The 18,691-nt window shown below is 23.3% G+C and carries 18 protein-coding genes and 1 pseudogene; 12 read left to right on the forward strand and 7 right to left on the reverse strand.

All coding sequences use genetic code 4. From position 1 onward, the window contains the following. Positions 1–13 precede the first annotated feature (13 nt). The 3 genes from EGN60_RS02555 to EGN60_RS02565 all read left to right on the forward strand — a co-directional run bounded on the left by EGN60_RS02555 (position 14) and on the right by EGN60_RS02565 (position 1,843). On the forward strand, positions 14–190 hold the full coding sequence (locus EGN60_RS02555; protein WP_124724512.1) for a DUF2188 domain-containing protein: 177 nt from the start codon (positions 14–16) through the stop codon (positions 188–190). 1 nt (position 191) lies between these two features. Next, complete coding sequence (locus EGN60_RS02560) at positions 192–1,076, forward strand: bifunctional 5,10-methylenetetrahydrofolate dehydrogenase/5,10-methenyltetrahydrofolate cyclohydrolase (protein ID WP_124724513.1); 885 nt, start codon at positions 192–194, stop codon at positions 1,074–1,076. Positions 1,077–1,186: 110 nt separating this feature from the next. Beyond that, entirely contained in the window at positions 1,187–1,843 is a 657-nt protein-coding gene (locus tag EGN60_RS02565; RefSeq protein WP_124724514.1) for a deoxynucleoside kinase, read from the forward strand. 48 nt (positions 1,844–1,891) lie between these two features. On the opposite strand, the gene EGN60_RS02570 is transcribed toward EGN60_RS02565, so the two are convergent. The 4 genes from EGN60_RS02570 to EGN60_RS02585 all read right to left on the reverse strand — a co-directional run bounded on the left by EGN60_RS02570 (position 1,892) and on the right by EGN60_RS02585 (position 8,566). Then, the gene (locus EGN60_RS02570; protein ID WP_157977615.1) at positions 1,892–3,160 is read right to left on the reverse strand and encodes a DDE-type integrase/transposase/recombinase; all 1,269 of its coding nucleotides are present in this window, start codon (positions 3,158–3,160) and stop codon (positions 1,892–1,894) included. Positions 3,161–3,240: 80 nt separating this feature from the next. Then, complete coding sequence (locus tag EGN60_RS02575; RefSeq protein ID WP_124724516.1) at positions 3,241–3,987, reverse strand: hypothetical protein; 747 nt, start codon at positions 3,985–3,987, stop codon at positions 3,241–3,243. 89 nt (positions 3,988–4,076) lie between these two features. Next, entirely contained in the window at positions 4,077–5,771 is a 1,695-nt protein-coding gene (locus tag EGN60_RS02580) for a hypothetical protein (protein ID WP_124724517.1), read from the reverse strand. A 341-nt stretch (positions 5,772–6,112) separates the two neighbouring features. After that, positions 6,113–8,566 carry a hypothetical protein gene (locus tag EGN60_RS02585; RefSeq protein WP_124724518.1) on the reverse strand — a complete coding sequence of 818 codons (2,454 nt, stop codon included), beginning with the start codon at positions 8,564–8,566 and terminating at the stop codon, positions 6,113–6,115. Positions 8,567–8,802: 236 nt separating this feature from the next. Between EGN60_RS02585 and EGN60_RS02590 the strand changes: the two genes are divergently transcribed. The 5 genes and pseudogenes from EGN60_RS02590 (at position 8,803) to EGN60_RS03625 (ending at position 13,551) form a co-directional block, all read left to right on the forward strand. Beyond that, on the forward strand, positions 8,803–9,606 hold the full coding sequence (locus EGN60_RS02590) for an energy-coupling factor transporter ATPase (protein ID WP_124724519.1): 804 nt from the start codon (positions 8,803–8,805) through the stop codon (positions 9,604–9,606). Continuing rightward, complete coding sequence (locus EGN60_RS02595) at positions 9,591–10,601, forward strand: ATP-binding cassette domain-containing protein (protein WP_124724520.1); 1,011 nt, start codon at positions 9,591–9,593, stop codon at positions 10,599–10,601. The genes EGN60_RS02590 and EGN60_RS02595 overlap by 16 nt, the downstream gene beginning before the upstream one ends. A gap of 9 nt (positions 10,602–10,610) precedes the next feature. After that, entirely contained in the window at positions 10,611–11,555 is a 945-nt protein-coding gene (locus EGN60_RS02600; RefSeq protein WP_124724521.1) for an energy-coupling factor transporter transmembrane component T family protein, read from the forward strand. A 257-nt stretch (positions 11,556–11,812) separates the two neighbouring features. Continuing rightward, a pseudogene (locus EGN60_RS03545) lies at positions 11,813–12,681 on the forward strand (NAD-dependent DNA ligase LigA); the annotation flags it as partial. A gap of 210 nt (positions 12,682–12,891) precedes the next feature. Beyond that, positions 12,892–13,551, forward strand: a complete 660-nt coding sequence (locus EGN60_RS03625) for a helix-hairpin-helix domain-containing protein (protein ID WP_408632034.1) — start codon at positions 12,892–12,894, stop codon at positions 13,549–13,551. A 332-nt stretch (positions 13,552–13,883) separates the two neighbouring features. Here EGN60_RS03625 and EGN60_RS02610 read toward each other — a convergent pair whose 3' ends face one another. The 3 genes from EGN60_RS02610 to EGN60_RS02620 all read right to left on the reverse strand — a co-directional run bounded on the left by EGN60_RS02610 (position 13,884) and on the right by EGN60_RS02620 (position 16,114). Beyond that, positions 13,884–14,873 (reverse strand): MAG0480 family ComEC-like protein, encoded by a 990-nt coding sequence (locus EGN60_RS02610; protein ID WP_124724522.1) that lies wholly within the window; start codon positions 14,871–14,873, stop codon positions 13,884–13,886. Next, complete coding sequence (locus tag EGN60_RS02615) at positions 14,798–15,307, reverse strand: MAG0490 family ComEA-like DNA-binding protein (RefSeq protein ID WP_124724523.1); 510 nt, start codon at positions 15,305–15,307, stop codon at positions 14,798–14,800. Before EGN60_RS02615 ends, EGN60_RS02610 begins: the two co-directional genes overlap by 76 nt. Positions 15,308–15,379: 72 nt before the next feature. Beyond that, positions 15,380–16,114, reverse strand: coding sequence for a YebC/PmpR family DNA-binding transcriptional regulator (locus EGN60_RS02620; protein WP_124724524.1), 735 nt, complete (start codon positions 16,112–16,114; stop codon positions 15,380–15,382). Positions 16,115–16,187: 73 nt separating this feature from the next. Here EGN60_RS02620 and EGN60_RS02625 point away from each other — a divergent pair, with 73 nt between their 5' ends. From EGN60_RS02625 to EGN60_RS02640, 4 genes are all read left to right on the forward strand, one after another. Further along, the gene (locus EGN60_RS02625) at positions 16,188–16,634 is read left to right on the forward strand and encodes a DNA polymerase III subunit delta (protein WP_124724525.1); all 447 of its coding nucleotides are present in this window, start codon (positions 16,188–16,190) and stop codon (positions 16,632–16,634) included. 32 nt (positions 16,635–16,666) lie between these two features. Continuing rightward, complete coding sequence (locus EGN60_RS02630) at positions 16,667–17,143, forward strand: DNA polymerase III subunit delta (protein WP_124724526.1); 477 nt, start codon at positions 16,667–16,669, stop codon at positions 17,141–17,143. 9 nt (positions 17,144–17,152) lie between these two features. Beyond that, on the forward strand, positions 17,153–17,740 hold the full coding sequence (locus EGN60_RS02635; RefSeq protein ID WP_124724527.1) for an alpha-amylase family glycosyl hydrolase: 588 nt from the start codon (positions 17,153–17,155) through the stop codon (positions 17,738–17,740). A gap of 158 nt (positions 17,741–17,898) precedes the next feature. Next, the gene (locus EGN60_RS02640; protein ID WP_124724528.1) at positions 17,899–18,687 is read left to right on the forward strand and encodes an alpha-amylase family glycosyl hydrolase; all 789 of its coding nucleotides are present in this window, start codon (positions 17,899–17,901) and stop codon (positions 18,685–18,687) included. Positions 18,688–18,691: the final 4 nt, after the last annotated feature.

Consider the following 18,691-nt stretch of genomic DNA (forward strand, 5'->3'; position numbering starts at 1 on the left):
TTAAGGAGCTATTATGCCAGTTAGATACGTTGTTAATCATCCAGATGGATGAGCTGTAAAAAACCCAAAAGGTAAAAAAGCATTAAGAGTTGTTAAAACACAAAAAGAAGCCATTGACTATGCTAAATCATTAAGTGATACAACATCAGTTATTGTTCAAAGCAAAGAAGGTTCTTTTAGAAAGAACTAAGATGACTATTTTATTAGATGGCAAACAATATTCAAAAGAACTGAAAGAAAAAATAAAAATAATTTTATCTGAACAGGCATATGATGATATGCCTGTTTTAGGTATATTACAAGTTGGAAATTTAGAAGAATCAAATATTTATATAAAATATAAATTAAAAATGGCTTCAGAACTAGGTTTTAAAACTGAATTTATAAAATTACAAGAAAATGCAGATGAAAAAACAATAAAAGATGAAATTTTAAAACTTAATAAAATAACAGATGGTTTTATTATTCAACTTCCAATGCAAAGTAATCAAATTAAAGATCCACAAGCTTTATTAAATTTAATTGATCCACTTAAAGATATCGATGGTTTAAATGAGAAAAACCATTTTAAAAATAGCAATGAATCACATTATTTATCAGCTACACCTAATGGAATTATTTTATTATTAAATAAATATAAAATAAAATTAAAAAACAAATCAATAGCAGTATTAGGACAAAGCAAGATAGTTGGTTATCCTTTAGCTAACTATTTAGAAAATCTAGACAATACAATTTATAGATATACTAAAAACACATCAAAAAATAATTTAGATAAATGTGAAATAGTTATAGTAGCAACAGGACAAAGAAACTGCATATTAGCAAATCAAATAAAAGAAAACGCAATAATAGTAGACGTTGGAATTCATAGATTAGAAAATAATAAAATAGTCGGGGATTTAGATTTTGATGAATTTTATAAAAAAGCTTCATATATAACCCCGGTTCCCGGTGGAGTTGGGCCAATGACTATAATTTCATTAATGTTAAATTTGTTAAAAGCCAAGGCATTAAGCAGTAGCATATTTAATGAAATTATTTTTAAAAAAATAGAAAATTTATTAAATAACTAAAACAACTTTTTTGAGTTGTTTTTTATTTTCTAAAATATAAAAATATTAAAAAATTGCCTTATTATTTTGGTTAAAATATAAACATAATAACTAAATTTTAAGGAGAGATAATGGTAATCGGTATTAGTGGTATGATAGCAGCTGGAAAAAGTTCTTTAGCTGAAAAATTACACAAACATTACAAATCATCATTTATGCTACACGAATTTGATGAAGATGATGAAGTTTTTAACACATTTTTAAAATGACTATATGAAAAGAAACCAAACTTAACAATAGGTTTTCAAACATATATAGCAGAAAATCACTCAGCAAAATTTGCTGAAATAATGGACAAATATCATGAAGCAAATCTTAACTATGCTAAAGATCACGTATTTTTAGATCGTTTTTCACTTGAACACTACATTTTTGCTAAATTAATATTATTAGAAAAAAGTGAAAAATATTTAGAAGCATATGACGCTTTATTTGAAAAATTAGTAACTTCAGAGGAATTACCAAATTTAGCTATTTATTTAGATATCAGCTTTGATACCTTTAAAAAGAGAATTTTTGAAAGAGGTAGAGAAACAGAAGTTGATAACTGAGATGAAAACTACGAATATTTTAAAAACTTACATGCTAACTATTTAAAAATATTTAAAGAAATAGCTCAAAGATTTAATTTAAACTACATTATAATTGATACAAATAATTTAACAGAAGAACAAGTCTTTGATAAAGCTTTAGAAATAATAGAAGCAGAATCTGCTAAACAAAAATAAGTTAAAAAAAAGAGGGAATTTAATAAATTCTATATTAGGATAAAAAATTTAGACACAAAACGCTATATGTTGATTAACAGCATATGGCGTTTTATATTCCATATTCGATTGTGGCCTATCTAAGTTATATCAAACCACAAATTTGTTAACTATATTATACACATTTAATAAATTCATTTTACTGGTATCGTAAAAATTGAATAATTCTCTTTGAAAAATTGAAAACAAATATTCCGAAGGTCTATTAGCTAATGAATTCCCTTTTGGTGACATAGATTGTTTAATGTTGTTGATTTTTAAAAAGTCCCTAAATTTATTATTTGCATACTCTATACCATGGTCGCTATGAAAAATTTGAGGTTTTATTTTAAATTTCTTAATGGTTTCATCTAATAATTTAATAGTTGAATCAGCGGTTCTTTCTTTTGACAATGTTCAGTTTAAAATTGAATTTGAAAATGTTTCAGTTAAAACATGTAAGTAGTATCATTGTTCTTTGACTCTTACATATTTAATATCCGCAGGAATTGTTTGAGCGAAAAAAGATGATGAAAAATCTCCTTTTAAAAAGTCATCAGTTCATATTTTATCGTATTTAGCTTCTTTCGGTGGTCTTGATTTGTTTGAACGCACATATGACAAAGATTTATATTGACTTTTTTCATAATTTATTCTAAAAACATATGAAGAAACATATTTTTTTGTTGATCTTATATATTTATAATAGAGTTTGTCCCTACCTATAACTAATCCTGATTTTTCAGCTTCTGCTAAAATCCAATCAATAATTTCTTGTTTAATATATTTTTCTTTAGAATCTTTTTTTTGTTTTTTAAGATAGTTAGAGTAAATAGAAGTTCTGTTTATATCAAAGATTTCTGCTAGAATTTTCATTCTGCAGTTTTTAATATTTTTTTCGTCTTTTCTTTTCTTAACTTTCTCAATTATATCTGAATTTGTTATCCCATGCTCTTCTAATATTTCTTCTAAGACATCTTGATAAAATTGTCTTTCATATTCATTTAAGTCATTTATGCTTATTTTTCTTTTTCGACCTGATTTACCTTTTTTTGGAGCAATTCCCGTTTTAGATTTGAGTAATTCCATATCTAAATTATACAAGTTGTATCAATCTGTAATTAGCATTTTGGCATATTTAAATGGGTTTCTTTTATTCTTGTATTTTAAATAATTTTCTTTATATCTTTCTTCTCAGAAATCTTCAACAAAAGTAATCATCGCCATTTCTAAATCTTTTTCAATTAAAATTTTTATATATTTTAGTTTTTGTTCTGCTGTAAACTGTTTTCTTGACATAAAAAAACACATTCCTTTCTTTTAAATGGAATGTGTCTATAAATTTTTATCCTAGTTTAGAATTTAATAAATTCTCTCTTTTAATTATTATTACTTTCAACTACTGCAGCATCATTTTGTTTTTTAGCTTCATTTAGTGTATTTTCTAATGCTAAATATTTATCGGCAACATTTAATCTTGTAAATGTTTTTGCATCTGCTATTTTTTTAGTTAATTCAGCTTTAATATTAGCTAGTGAAGAATTTGATTTCATAGCTTTTAAATAAGCTTCAGCTGAATTAATATAACTTAAATAACTATCATTAATTGATTCTACAGTATAGTTACCTACATTAACAAAATCACTTAAATAATCAACAACTTCTTCTAAATTATCTTCTTGTGGTTCACTTTCTTTTTCTAAAAGATTTTTTATAGTGTCTTTGTATGGTTTTAAAACTAAACTATTATCTTGTAGTTTTTTAATTGCTTCTTTTTCAATTTCTAATTTTTCTCTTAATAGAGCTTCAAATGTAGCATTTTCTTTTTTAAGTTCTGCTTGTAAAAATAAATAATCTGGTTTTGTTTCTTTAGATTTTGCTTTAATATCCATTAATTTTTGTGCATATGCATCTTTTATGTTTGAATATTCAGCAGAATCTAAGATTTTTGCCATACTTTCTCTTTTTAACAAATTTTCATAACGTGATAATTCTGCATTAAAATTTTGATTTACATTTGTATTATCTTGCTGTCTTGTAACTACAACTGCAATTGTTCCTGCTGTTATAGCAATTGTTGCTGCAGCTAAAAAACTAACTGCTAGTTTAAAATTGTTTCTTCTCATAATTACTCCTAAAAGTTGCTAACTTATTAATTTTAATACAAATTTTCAAAATTATATAAAAAACACTGGTTTGCCCAGTGTTTTTGCGATTAAAGTTTTGAAGTAACGTCGTCGTGGAATCTAACAAGACCTTTAGGAGTAAACATTCTGCGTGGTCCGTCTATTAATTCAGGAGTTTGTAAATATCATCTAAAGAAATTGTTTAAACCTGTTTTTAAACCAGTTCCCATAAATGCATATGAACTATATTTATTTTTGTTGTTATCTTGTGGTTTAAAGTTTTTAACTTTATCTCATAATTTTATCAAGTCATTCAATAAAGTTTTAGTGATAGTTACATAACCATCTAGATTTCATAATCTATCCATTACATTAAATAATGGTTGGTCGTCTTGGTGATCGAATTGATTTTTATATGCTTCTCCCTCATCAGATGCCCAAAAATTATCACTTTTTATAAATCTATCATTTTCATTAGGACTAAATTTTTTAGTGTAATAAGCTACGTTTTTTTCTGGTCCTCAAGAAGAATGATTATAGAAAATGTTTACATAATCAATAAGTCTTTGTCTTTTTGTAGAATGCCATGAGCCATTTGCTCTAAAATTATCTCTACCAAATGCTTGCCAGTCTGTATAAAATGTTTCTATTACATTTTGCATTTCTCTAGCAATTATCATGGCCATTAAGTTTGATTTTTGTTTTAGCATTTCTCTATATTTTACAATGGCTAAATCGGTTACTCTATTTAAATCTTGTAGATTTGTTTTATAGTTTACTAGAACATTGTTAGATTTATTATTTGCTCATTGTTTTGCTTCACTTATAGCATAGTTAACACGATTTTCAAAGAAAGGAGCGTCTCTGTCTAATCAATCTTGATATCTTAAGTTAATCTCTTCTCTTGATTTATCTGTTATGGTTTTGTACTCGGCAATAATAGATTTTAAAGTGTTTAATGTTTGACTTATTAGAGAAGGTTGAGAACTTGCATTTAACGAATCTTTACCCCCTGATAAAGCATCATAAGCTTTTTTATCGGTAGGTCCACTTTGTAAATTATTTGCATTTTTAAACATTAAACCAAATAATTCTGTCTTTGCTTTTTCATAGTCTTTTATTTTATTATTTCTTAATTTATTTTTTTCAAATATATCATTTAGTTTAGATGTATAAGTTTTTTCAAAATCCGAAATTTCTTTGGCTTTATCTCTCAGTTGTTTTGTAGTTAATTTATCTTGTGTTAGTTCTCTTGAAACACTATTTTCTTTATTTTGTTTGTCAAATTCAACTTTTAAAGCTTGCAATTGTTTTATAGCATCGGAATCTAAGGTAGCTTTATTTTTATCTTTTCCTGAATTGATGAAAGAAGCTATTTCTTTATTATGCATGTCTATTTTATTTAATGTTGCTCTAATAGAATCTCTTTGTTCTTCTATTATAGAATTGTAAATACTTGCTGCTTTATTATAATTTGAAACTAAATTTTGTAAATCTGAAATTCTATTAGTTTTTAAATAATTTTGATAACTCTCTCTACCTTTAGTTATTGATTCATTATTTATTCTAGAAAAATCTGACTGATTATCTCTAGCTAAAACACCATAAACATTTTCTGCATTTTCTTTTGCGTTGTCATAATTTCTTTTTTCATTCTTTATAGATTCAACTAATGCAGGGTAATCTGATTTTTTAGTTGCTAATTTATTACGATAATCTCTCAATTGATCACTATTTAAAGAATTTACATCTTTAGGAATATCTCTTTTTAAATCAGCACTCAATTTATTAAAGAAATTAGGAATAGAATTTAATTCTTTATTTAAAAATCCTTCAGCTCAAGATTTTAATTCAGAAACAATTTTTTTATTATTGGTTTCTAGTTTATTTGAATAATTATCTATTGCATTTTTAATATTTGTTCTCTTGACAACTAATGACGAAACACCATCTGAATCAGAAATAGTTTTGTTATCATCTAATATTCTTTTAAAATCTCTTGCATCATTTTCTAGATTAGAACTTCTTAAAAAAGATTCTACTTGAGTTTTGTCTTTTGCTAATTCTTGAATTTCGCTCTTTAAAGTTCTTTTTTCTAAAGAATCGATTCTATTGGTTTCAGAATTTAAGGATCTATATGCATTTTAATTTGATCTAAACTACTGTTAGCAGTAACATTAGAACTTTGAATTTTTCTTTCGAAGCTACTTCTTATTAGATTATGGGGTCCATCTGTTGGAATAGATTCTTTCAATGCTACAGCCCTGTTTTTTAATACACCATATGCATTTAATCATTCGCCTTTTTCTTTTTGAAGTGATTGATTTAATTTTGTTTCTAATGCTAAAGAAGCATTCTTAATTTGCTCAGCATTGCTTTCTTCGTTTATTATATTTTGTTTTAAAGTTGCATCAATTTCTTTTTGTAGTTTTCCTAACATACTTATAGTATTAAGATCAACTTTTAATCTAAGATTAATATCTTCCAATCCCTGACGACTGCTATTATATTTTTTTGTATAGATATTTTTTTCTGCATTTGAATTATCATTTTCTATTTTATTTGCTAAATTTTCTAATTGATCTGCACTTAATTCTGATGCTAACGCATTATCTGATTTGTAAGACAATAATCTTCTTCTTATTACACCGTCTAAAGAATTATCTGACAATAAAACATCAGATTTTGTCAATAAAGCTTTTATTTTTTCTTTAATGTTTTCTTTTCTAACAGGTTCTAAAACACTACTTCTATCATTATATACTTCTTTTAATGTTTTAATCTTGTCTTTCAATGTATCTAAAGAAGTTGAATCTTTTTGCATTTTTGCATCGTTTATTTTATTTTCCAAATTTCCTTTATCAACATTAAATTTAGTTAAATTATTTTTTAATATTTCACTTTTTTCAATTAAAACTTTTAATTCTTTTTGTTTTTTATTAATTTCTATTGATTTTTTTGCATTATTAACTGCTTCATTCAATGCAGTGTCTTTATTTAATAATTCTTCTCTTTGGTCAGTTTCCTTTTTTGCGTTGTCTAAAATAGCTTTTTCTAAAGCTGCTTTAGCTTTACCTAATTCTGGAATGTTTGATATATCACTTAACAGTTCTTTGGCAGATTTTAAGGTAGTATCATATTTTTCATTTATATGAGTACCAAAATATTGACTTACAACCGCATCATTTGCTTTTAATGTTTTGTCAATTTCAGCTAATTGATTGTCTAGGTCAGCTGTTGAAGCTAACAATGTTTCCCCTTCCACATAAGGAGAAGTTTTTAATAATAAAGCTTCTAAAACATCTTTTTGTGGTTTTAAATCGGCAATATTTTCAATGCTTTTTAATAATTCTCTTGCTGCATTTACATCATTTGTTAATTTCACAAATTTGTCACTGCCAAGTTTTGTGTTGGTTTTGATTATAGCATCTCTAATAGCATTTGCTAATTTTGTATTAGATTCTGATGCTTCATTTGAAGTACTAGTTTTATCTTCGTTTATTATTTTTGATTTGTTTATAGTTGAGGCTAAAGCGGCCTTGGCTTCGATATCAGTAATAGAAGATATAATTTCATCAGCTTTAGCAATAGTTTTAACTAATTCAGCTTTTGCAATAGTTGCATTTTTGCCTTCTAAAATTTCTTGAGCTTTTGTAGTTTTTTCATTTAAATCTTGTAATTTATTAAATAAAGCTAATGCATCATTGCTGTTTGAATTTAAGGTTTCTAATTCATTTATTGCAGCCTGTAAGTCTGCTTTTTCTGGTGTATCGTTTAATCCTTGGTTATTTAATAGCATTTTGCTGTTTTCTAAAGCTTTTGTAATTTCTTCTTTTATTGTTGGAATATCTGTTCTTAAAATTATATCTTTAGCATTTTTTAATGAATTTGATAAATCGTTTAATCTTTCCGGTATTGAGATAATGTCATTATCTTCAGCTGCTGCAATTTTATCACTTAAATCATTTTTAGCAGTAGCATTATCACCTTCATCGCTTAAAACATTAACTGCAGATTTTGCCTCTGTTAAATCTGAATCAAGTTGTTTTTTTAATTCATTATACATAAAGCGGTTGTATGAAATTAAATCACTTAACATATTAAGTGCTTCATCATTATCATTTAAATCTTTGTCTTCATAATCATCTAAAGCTGATTTAACTGTGGTTTTTCAGTTTTCTCAAACTAAAGGTGAATTTAAATAAGCATTTGAAATTGCTTTTTCATCTTCTATTTTAGCTTTTAAATCACTGTTTAATTGAACTAATGAATCTGTTAAATCTTTTTTGGCTTTGGCTCTTTTTGAAGCATCTTTATTTATAGCATTTTTTTCTGATTCATATTTATTAACTTTTTCTGAAAAATTAGATTTAATTTCTGCATATTCAGGAACTTCAGAAACTTTTGCTAATCCGTCGCTTTCTTCTAAACGTTTAGCCTTACTTAATAATGTATCAAAATCGTTATTTTGTGCATTTTTTGTTGGTTGATAAAATAATACGCCGATTGTAGCAACAGTAGTTGCTGCAGCGATAGCACCTACAACTGCGGTTGCTATTTTTAATTTATCTTTAGGCATAATTTAAAAATATCCTTTCATAAATTCTTGTTTATTTGTATATTGTAATGCAAAAAAAAAAACAATGATTTATTTAAATTAAGATATTTTTCTTGTAAATTCACAGTTTTTATGCTTAATTTAAGATACTTTTTGTGGTTTTTTAAGTTTTTTGTTAGTTTAAAAAAGCTAAAAAAATTGCACAAATTTTTAGACATTTAATTATGAAATTAAATTTATAATATAATTAAAGAACTATGATTGAAATTAAAAAATTAGTATATAAATATCCAGGTGCAAAAGAGCCTGCTTTAAAAGGAATTAATTTAAATATAGAAGAAGGGCAGTATATTGCCATTTTAGGTCACAATGGTTCTGGAAAAAGTACATTTTCAAAACTTATTTCAGCTATTTATAAAGCTACAAGTGGAAAAATAATAATAGATGGTTTAGAAATTAATTCAGAAAACTTACCTGAAATAAGAAAAAAAATAGGAATAGTTTTTCAAAACCCAGATAATCAATTTATTGGCTCTACTGTTGAAGATGACATAGCTTTTGGTTTAGAAAATAAACAAATGTCTAGAGAAGAAATGCAAGAAATAGTTTATAAATTTGCAAAAGAAGTTGGCATGTTTGATCATTTAGATAGAGAACCTCAAAATTTATCAGGTGGGCAAAAGCAAAGAGTTGCTATAGCTTCAACTTTAGCATTAGATCCTAAAATTATTATTTTTGATGAAATAACTTCTATGCTAGATCCAAAAGGTCGTTCAGATATTTATTCAATAATTCATAAATTACATAAAGAAACTAATAAAACATTAATTTCAATTACACATGATATGGACGAAGCCTTATTAGCTGATAAGCTTATAGTTTTTTCAGGTGGAAAAGTTATAGCACAAGGAAAACCAATTGAAATATTAAATAATAAAGAAATAATAGAAATAGCTAAAATCGATTCACCTTTTGTTTATAAACTAAGTGAATTAGTAAATGGAATAACCCCAACTTATGATGAAGGGAAACTAATAGAAGAATTATGCAAATTAAAGTAAATAATATAATTAAAGAATATGATAAAGGTTTACCTACATATATAAGAGTTTTAGATGATGTTTCATTAACTATAAATGAAGGCGAAGCAATTTCTATTATTGGACCTACCGGTTCAGGTAAAACAACATTAATTGAACATTTTAATGCTTTATTAAACCCCTCAAGTGGTTCAGTAGAATTTAAAGATGTACCTTTAATAACAAAATTAAAAAAACCAAAAAAACCTAATTCAAAAGATTTTAAAGATCCAGAAGAATACCATCAAGCTTTTCAAGAATTTCAAAATAAACTTGAAGAGTATAAAAAAATGAATAGAAAAGATAGAGTTGAATTAGTAACAACTGATATATCTTTATCTAAAACAATTAAAAAGATTAAAAACGTAAAAGCATTAAGAAAAAATGTAGGTGTTGTTTTTCAATTTGCAGAATATCAACTTTTTGAAGCAACTATTGAAAAAGATATAATTTTTGGCCCTATATCAATGGGAATAAAAAAAGAAAAAGCTAAAGAACTAGCTTTAAAATATATTGAAATGGTAGGTTTACCAGTAGATTATTTAAAAAGAAGCCCCTTTAATTTATCAGGTGGTCAAAAAAGAAGAGTTGCCTTAGCAGGTATTTTAGCAATGGAACCTAGATTTTTAGTTTTAGACGAACCAACTGCTGGACTTGATCCACAAGGTGTTGAAGATATGCTTTCTTTATTTCATAAACTTCATAAAGAAAATAATATAACTATAATTATAGTAACTCACGATTTAGACAATGCTTTAAAATGAACAAATAGAACAATTTTTGTTAAAGACAAAAAAATAATAAAAGATGGAAATACATATGATATCTTAAGTGATAATGATTTATTAATTAATAATAATTTAATTCCAACAAAACTTTTATCCTTTGTTGAAAAATTAAATAAAAAAGGTATAAATGTAGGTAAAGTTACATCAATAGAAGATTTAGCTAATAAATTAAATAATTTAAAAAAATAGGAGGTAAATATGAATAAAGCTATTATTGGTAAATATTTAAATATTGAAACTCCTATTCATAAATTAGATCCTAGATTAAAATTTTTAGCAAATATTTTATTTATTATTTTATTTTTTATAGCCGATCATTTTATAACATTAGGCGTTTTAGTATTAAGTATAATGATAATTTATATAATGGCAACTAAATCAATTAAATCATGCTTTTTAAAATTGAAATTACCATTATATATTGCAATTTTTATTTTTATAGTCAATATGCTCACAATAAAAGGAGCTGAACCTGATGCTAATGGTGCTTTTATTCCACTTTCTTCATTAGGAAACGCTGATTCTTATGTATTTTATCGTGGTGAAACTATAGTTAATACAATTTATTGAGCACCATTTGGTATAACTAAACCTTTTCAAATAACTAAATTTACTTTATATAGAACAGCTTCAATATTTTTAAGAATTTATGGCGTTATTTTAACAACAACAATTTTAACAGTTACAACAAAACCAGTTTTATTAACTAGAGCAATTAATGATTTACTATTTCCTTTAAAGATATTTAAAATACCAACTGAAATTATTACTATGATTATTTCAATTGCTTTAAGATTTATTCCAACTTTACTAGAAGAATCTAATAGAATTATGAAAGCACAATCAAGCCGTGGAGTTGATTTTAAAAATGGAAATATTAAAGACAAAGCAAAATCATTTTTAGTTTTAATTATTCCTTTATTCGTTTCTTCATTTACTAAAGCAAATGATTTATCAGATGCTATGACTTCTAGAGGATATGAACCATATGCTAAAAGATCACATTATCGTGATTTAAGACCAAATTGAAGAGATTTTGTTGCTTTAACATTTATTATATTAGCTTCATCAATGGTTATTGTTTGTCAATTAGATGCAGTAGCTTTACCTACTTGATGAATAGCTACTTTTCAAAAGGTATAAAAATGGATCAAAATAAAAAAATAATAGAAGAGATTTTAGAGCTTCAAGCTAAAATAAATACTTGAGATAATGCTTATTATAATTTAGATAATCCACTTGTTTCAGATGAAATTTATGACACTGAAATAAATAAATTAATTAAATTAGAAAATCAATATGGTCATTTATTAACTTTTGAACAACTAAATAACTCTCCAACTAAAAAAATAAATGCATCAGCTTCTGAAAATTTTGAAAAAGTCAAACATAATAAACCAATGCTTTCATTAAATAAAGCATATAGCATTGAAGAAATTCAAAAATTTATTGATAATGTTAAAAAATTAAATAAACCTTTTAGCTTTTTTATTGAACCAAAAATTGATGGTTTATCAATTGCTGTAAAATATCAAAACGGCGTTTTAAAACAAGCTATAACAAGAGGAAATGGTTTAATAGGTGAAGATGTCACAGAAAATATAATGCAAATTTCTAGCATTCCTAAAAAAATAAATTATTTAAATGATTTAGAAATAAGAGGGGAAGTTTTTTTAAGTATTTCAGAATTTAATAAACTAAATGAAGAGCTTAAAAAAGAAAATAAACCATTATTAGCAAATCCAAGAAATGCCGCAGCAGGAACACTAAGACAATTAAATCCTGAGATCGTTAAAAAGAGAAATTTATCAGCTTTTTTATATTATGTAATTGATCCTGAAAAACATAATTTAAAAACAATGCAAGAAAGTTTTTTATTTTTAAAACAATTAGGTTTTTTAATAACTAATGAATCAAAACATTTAACTAATATTTTAGAAATAGAAGAATTCAATAAAGAATTTAAAGAAAAAAATTAACTTTAGATTATGAAACCGATGGTATTGTTATAAAAATTAATGAATTTGAATTATATGAACTTTTAGGAAATACTGCTAAATTTCCACACCATGCTATTGCTTTTAAATATGAACCTGATATTGTTTCAACTAAATTAAAAAATATATTTATTACAGTAGGTAGAACAGGTTTAGTTACATACAACGCTTTATTAGAAAAAGTGGAAATTTCAGGCTCATTAGTTGAATATGCAACATTGAATAATTTTCAATATATTAGCGATTTAAAAATTAATGTAGGCGATGAAGTTTATATTAAAAAAGCAGGAGAAATTATACCTTGTGTAATTGGCTTAGCTAAAGAAAATAATTCAGTTAGAGAGTTTAAAAAAATTTTATTGTGTCCTTTTTGTTTATCTTCATTAATAGACAGTGAAAGCGCATTAGAACAATATTGTCCTAATGAAAATTGTCCTGAGATTTTAAAAAGAAAATTAATTCACTTTGTTTCAAAAGAAGCAATGGATATTGTAACTTTAGGTGAAAAAAACATTGAAATCTTACAAAAATACAATCTAATTAATTCAATTCAAGATATTTATAAGCTTAAAAATAATTTATCTGAAATGATTAAAATAAATCGCTTTGGAACTAAATCAAGTTTTAAAATGCTAGAAGCAATAGAAAATTCAAGACAAAAAAATTTAAGTAATTTAATCTATGCTTTATCAATAAAATTAATAGGTGTTAAAGTAGCTAAATTTATAGCTTCAAAAGTTAAAAAATTAGAAAATTTATTAACTTTTGATTATGATAGCTTACTTGAATATAATGAAATAGGTGAAAAAATCGTTTATTCATTAAAAACATGAGTTCAAAATCAAAAAAATATTGATTTAGTTAATGACTTAATTGAACTTAATTTAAATTTAGAATATCAAGATGAAAATATAATTAATAAACTAGATCATCAAAGTTTTGTTATAACTGGTACTTTATCTAAATCAAGAAAATATTTTGAAGATTTAATAATTAAAAATGGTGGTTTGATTTCAAGTGCTATATCTTCAAAAACCTCTTTTTTATTAAAAGGTGAAGATGCTGGCTCTAAACTAAATAAAGCTTTAAAATTAAATGTTAAAGTTATAGTAGAAGAAGAATTAATGAAAATGATTAGTTAAAAGATAATTTAAAAAAATTAAAATAAAATTTATTCAAAAAAAATAATAATAAGAACTAACAATAGATATTTCAATTGTTAGTTTTTTTAATTCAAAAATTATTATTTTTAAAATTAAAAAATATAAATCTAAAGCTTTTTCAAAATAGAAAAATAAGCCGATATATAAATAACTAAAAAATAAAATAGGTAAAAATAAAAATTGAAAAAATAAACCTAGTATATTTATATAGTTTTGAAAAATTAATATATAACTATTTGCTATTAAAAAAATTAAAATGCTTAATATAATCTCTTTTAAAAAATTGTTTTTTAATTTTTTAAAAATATTATTTAATAAAAAATATTAAAAGTAATACCAAAAGACAAAATAAAAGTTAAATTGTAAATAATATTTAAATTTAAAACAATAAAAACAAAAGTGTTTAATAAAAAAATATTTATAGTTTTAATTTTTATTTTTAAAAAATTTTTAAAAATATAAAAACTATTTAAAAATATTAAAGCTCTTAAAGCACTTAAAGAAAAATTTAATAAATATAGATAATAAAACAAGATTATTTCTGTTATTAAAAAAATAAAGAATTTATTAAATTTCAATTTCTTTAAAATGAAATTTAAAATTAAAAAAATTAAACCAAAGTGAAATCCGCTAATAGTAAATAAATGGCTTATATTTAGTTTTGATAAACTCAAATATAAATCTGAGTTTTTATTTGCAATATTAAATAAAATTAAATTTAAAAATTCTTTAGTATCTTTATTTTCATAAAATAAATTTATAAATGTTGCTCTTTTTAATATCTTAATTTCTTTAATATTATTTTTTAAAATTTCTAAATAAAAATTATTAGCTAATGAAAAATTATTGACTTCTTTAATTTTTGTTATTTTAGCTGAAATTTTTAAAAAATTTAAATGACTAAAGCTTTCATCGATTTTAATTTTAAAATCTACTAAAACGTTTTGATTATTTATATTAACTAATGTTTTAGATGCAAAAACTTTAATTATTTTTGCATCTTTATTTTCAATAACTAAATCTTGAAGCCGTTTAGTGTCTTGAAAGTTTAAAAAATTAAAAAATAAAACTATTAAAAAAATAATTAAAAAACCTATTCAATATTTATAGTTAAAAAAATTTAAAAAACTTATTAAAGTTAAACAAATAATGGGCAATATTAAAGTTGTTTTTTTAAATAGCAAAATTAAAAATATTAATATCAAACAAAATTCAAATATTAAATTTATAGAATAATGTGATTTTTTAGCTTGGCTAAAGTTTTTTCACCAACTAAAGGTATTTCTGAAATATCATTTCATGTAATATTGTTTCTTTTTTGTTTAATTAATAAAAATATTTTATTAGCAATGCTACTGCTTATATCCATTGCTTTTAAAATTTGAACATTATTAATATTTGAAATTAAAATTTTAAAGTTATTTAAAAAAGGAATATGTATTTCTTGTTTATTTTTTAGAATTTCAGCTTTATTAAAATCTTTTAAATCAGCAAACGATAATAATTGAGCTTTAATTAATAAATCATTTAAATTACTTTTATTTTTTAAAGTATAAAAACCAGGATATAAAATAGCTCCTGTAATTTTAACTTCTATATAATCATTTTTTATTTCGGCTTTATTAAATTCTTTTAAATTTCTTTTATATTTTTTTAAAACTAAAGTTGAAATTAAGGCAACTGAAGCAATTAAAAAACTTAAAGAAATAAATTTTAATTTATTAAATTTGCTCATACCTTAATTATTAATTAGTATTTATTTTTAATTTAAAAGTTAAGAAAAATAAAAGAAAAAATGCCGAAGCATTTATTCATTTGAAACTGCATTGTGTCAAACTTCTTGAATATCTTCATCATCTTCTAATAAAGATACAAATTGTTCTATTTGTTCTAATTTTTCTGCATCTACTTCAGTATCTGAGTTTGAAATGTAAGTTACTTCAGCAGTTGTATAATTATCAATTTTAAAAGTTTCATCTAATGCTTGTTTTACTTTTTGAAATTTTGAAGGTTCTGTTAAAACAACATATAAACCATCTTCATTATAAAAGTCACTAGCCCCTGCTTCTAAAACAGTCATCATTACATCTTCTTCATTTGCTAAATCAGCTGAAAATTCAATTAATCCTTTTTGATCAAAGACATAAGGAACAGTTCCTTGTTTTCCTAATTGACCGTTGTGTTTATTGAAATAGTGTTTAATATTTGAAGATAAACGATTAAAGTTATCAGTTAAACAACTTACAACGAAATTAATTCCTCCATAAGCTGTTCCTGAATATAAATAACCTTGAAAATTAGCACCTTCTTTTGAACCACCTGCTACTTTTGCGATTGCTTTTTCAATATTTGCTTTAGGCATTGATTTTGCTTTAGCTTTTGCTATTGCTAATTTTAATGCTGGGTTAGATTCAGGGTCAGGGCCTCCTAATGTTGCAGCGACAATGATTTCTTTTGAAAATTTTTGAAACATTACGCCTCTTTTAGCATCTTGAGCTGCTTTATGATGTTTATTTGTTGCTCATTTTGAATGTCCTGACATATTTTCTCCTTATTATAATAAAAAATTATACCAAATAAAGGCTAAAAAAGTAATTTAAGTTATAATAAATAATATGAAAATTATTAAAGGTGAAGAGTTATATTTAATTGAAAGTGAAGTTAATAAAATTGTTGAATTAGCTAAAAAAAATGATGCTAATTTAGAAATAATTACCTTTAATGAAACAGTTGATTTAGAAGAACTTTCAAACCAACTTTTCAGTAATGATTTTTTTAATAATAATAAAATTTTTGTTTTAAAAAATCTTTTACTTTTTAAAAAATTAACTAAGGAAGTTGATAAACAAGATGCAATTGAGTTAATTGATTTATTAAAAAAAGCAAAAGAAATGCATGAAATTTTAATAGTTTTAGAACTACAAAAAAATGAAGAAAGTTCTTTAAATCAATACTATAAAGAACTTTTAAAAGATTCTGAAATTATAAATTTTGATAAATTAAAAGAAAAAGAAATTTATTCATTTCTTTTAAACTACATTTCAAAAAAGGTGCTGAAATAAATAAAGAAACATTATTTGATTTAATTGCTAATATGCCAAGTGATTTAACAATATTAACAAAAGAAATTGATAAAATGCTTTTATTAAATAATGAAATTGATAAAAAAGCAATTGAAAATAACAACTTTTTTAGATCAAGCAATGTCGAATTTGCCCTGCAAGATGCTTTATTAAAAAAACAATCTAAGGCAATTTTAATTAAAAAAATAAAAGAACAAGTTGATTTAGGAAATCCTATTATTAAAATATTTTCTCAAATTAATAATATTTTTATTCAAGCTAAAAAAATTGCTATTTTAAAAAACTATTACTCAAATGAAGATATATCAAAAAAATTAAATATGCATATTTATCGTTTATCTTTATTTATTGATTTTGTTAAAAAAACATCAATAGCCAAAATAAATGAATTAATAAAAAAAATGACTGAAATTGATATTGATTTTAAAAGAGGTTATATTTCAGAAGAAATACTTTTAAATAAAGTTACACTAGAATTAATTAAATAGGAGAATAAAATGATACAAAATAAAAGAATATTTTTATATGATCTAAAACTTGAAACATTTTATGACTCAAATGATTCTGGTTATGGTGATTTTAATGGTTTAAAACAAAAAATTGATTATTTAACTTTTTTAGATGTAAATTGTGTTGCAATTGAAGATATTTTAAAACATTATGAAAATAAATTTGAATTAGAAAAAGTAAATTTTAATTATGGTTCAATTGAAGATTTTAAAGAACTAAAAAAAGCTTTAGATTTAAAAAATATTGATTTAGCTATAACTTTAAATTTAACTAAAATTAAACAATCAGCAACAAATTTAAATAATTATGAAAATTTATATAGAAAAGCAAATCTAGAAAAAACTCAAGAATTAACCATTTTAGACACTTATATAAAAAATGAAAATAAATATTTAAATTTAAATACTATTGCAAGCTTTGTTGAAGAATTTAAAAAAGTAATTAATTTTTATAACAACTTAAATATTCAAACATTGATTTTAGAAGACTTTGATTTTTTAATTGAAGATAAAAAATTAAATAAACAAAATAGATTTCAATTTTTAGTAGATATTTTTAAAATAGTTAAAAAATAAATGTAAATATAAAAGTCATTTTAAAAAGCCATAAATTCAAAAAAGAAGCTTATTTATCTTTAATTAAATTTAATGAAAAATTCAATTGTTTTGATTATCTTTATTTAACACATTTATCTTTAAATAATTTAAATACACATTTAAAATGAGCTCAAAAAATGCCTTTAAATTATCAAGAATTATTTAATCAATTTAAATTATTTATAAATCAAAGTAATGTTATTTTAGCTTTAGGATCTGATCAAGTTGGAAGAATAACTTCAAGATGAGGAAGCGAAAACAGTTATTTATTTGAAGCTATAAAAACATTCAATATCTTTTTAATGTCGTCTAAAAATTCAATTGCTATTTATTATGGTGATGAATTTGGTATTTTAAGAGCAAAAATTCCTATTAATTATCAGTTTAATAACCCTGATTTTAATGAAGAAAAACGTTTTATTCAAACAAAAAACATTTCAAAAGAAACATATTATTTAGCACAATCATATCAAAATAAATGAACCTCACATACATGAATGGCTTGAAATAATTCATATTGCTCAGGCGCTTCAAACAGAGGAAACGGCAATATCTTTAATTCAATTGATTTTCAAAATAATAATGTTGAAAATCAACTAAACAATAAATATAGTGCTTTAAACTTCTTTAAAAAATCAATAAGATTTATATTCTATAAATACAAAGATTTCTTTTTAGATCAAAATACAAAAATAGAATATGATTTTTCAAAAGAAGGATATATAAAAATATTCCATAAAAATTTAATACAAGATAAAAGCATTATTTTTATTATTAATTTATCTAAAAATTCTTTAAGATCAAATCATTATGACAATAATTACAAAATTCTTTTAACAACATATGCTAATAAATTTTATGCTTCAATTCCTGAATTTTTAATGCCTTATGAATCTCTTGTTTTGATTTCAGAAAGAAAACAATAAAAAT

Source organism: Mycoplasma struthionis (assembly GCF_003855455.1).
Taxonomy (GTDB): domain Bacteria; phylum Bacillota_I; class Bacilli_A; order Mycoplasmatales; family Metamycoplasmataceae; genus Metamycoplasma; species Metamycoplasma struthionis.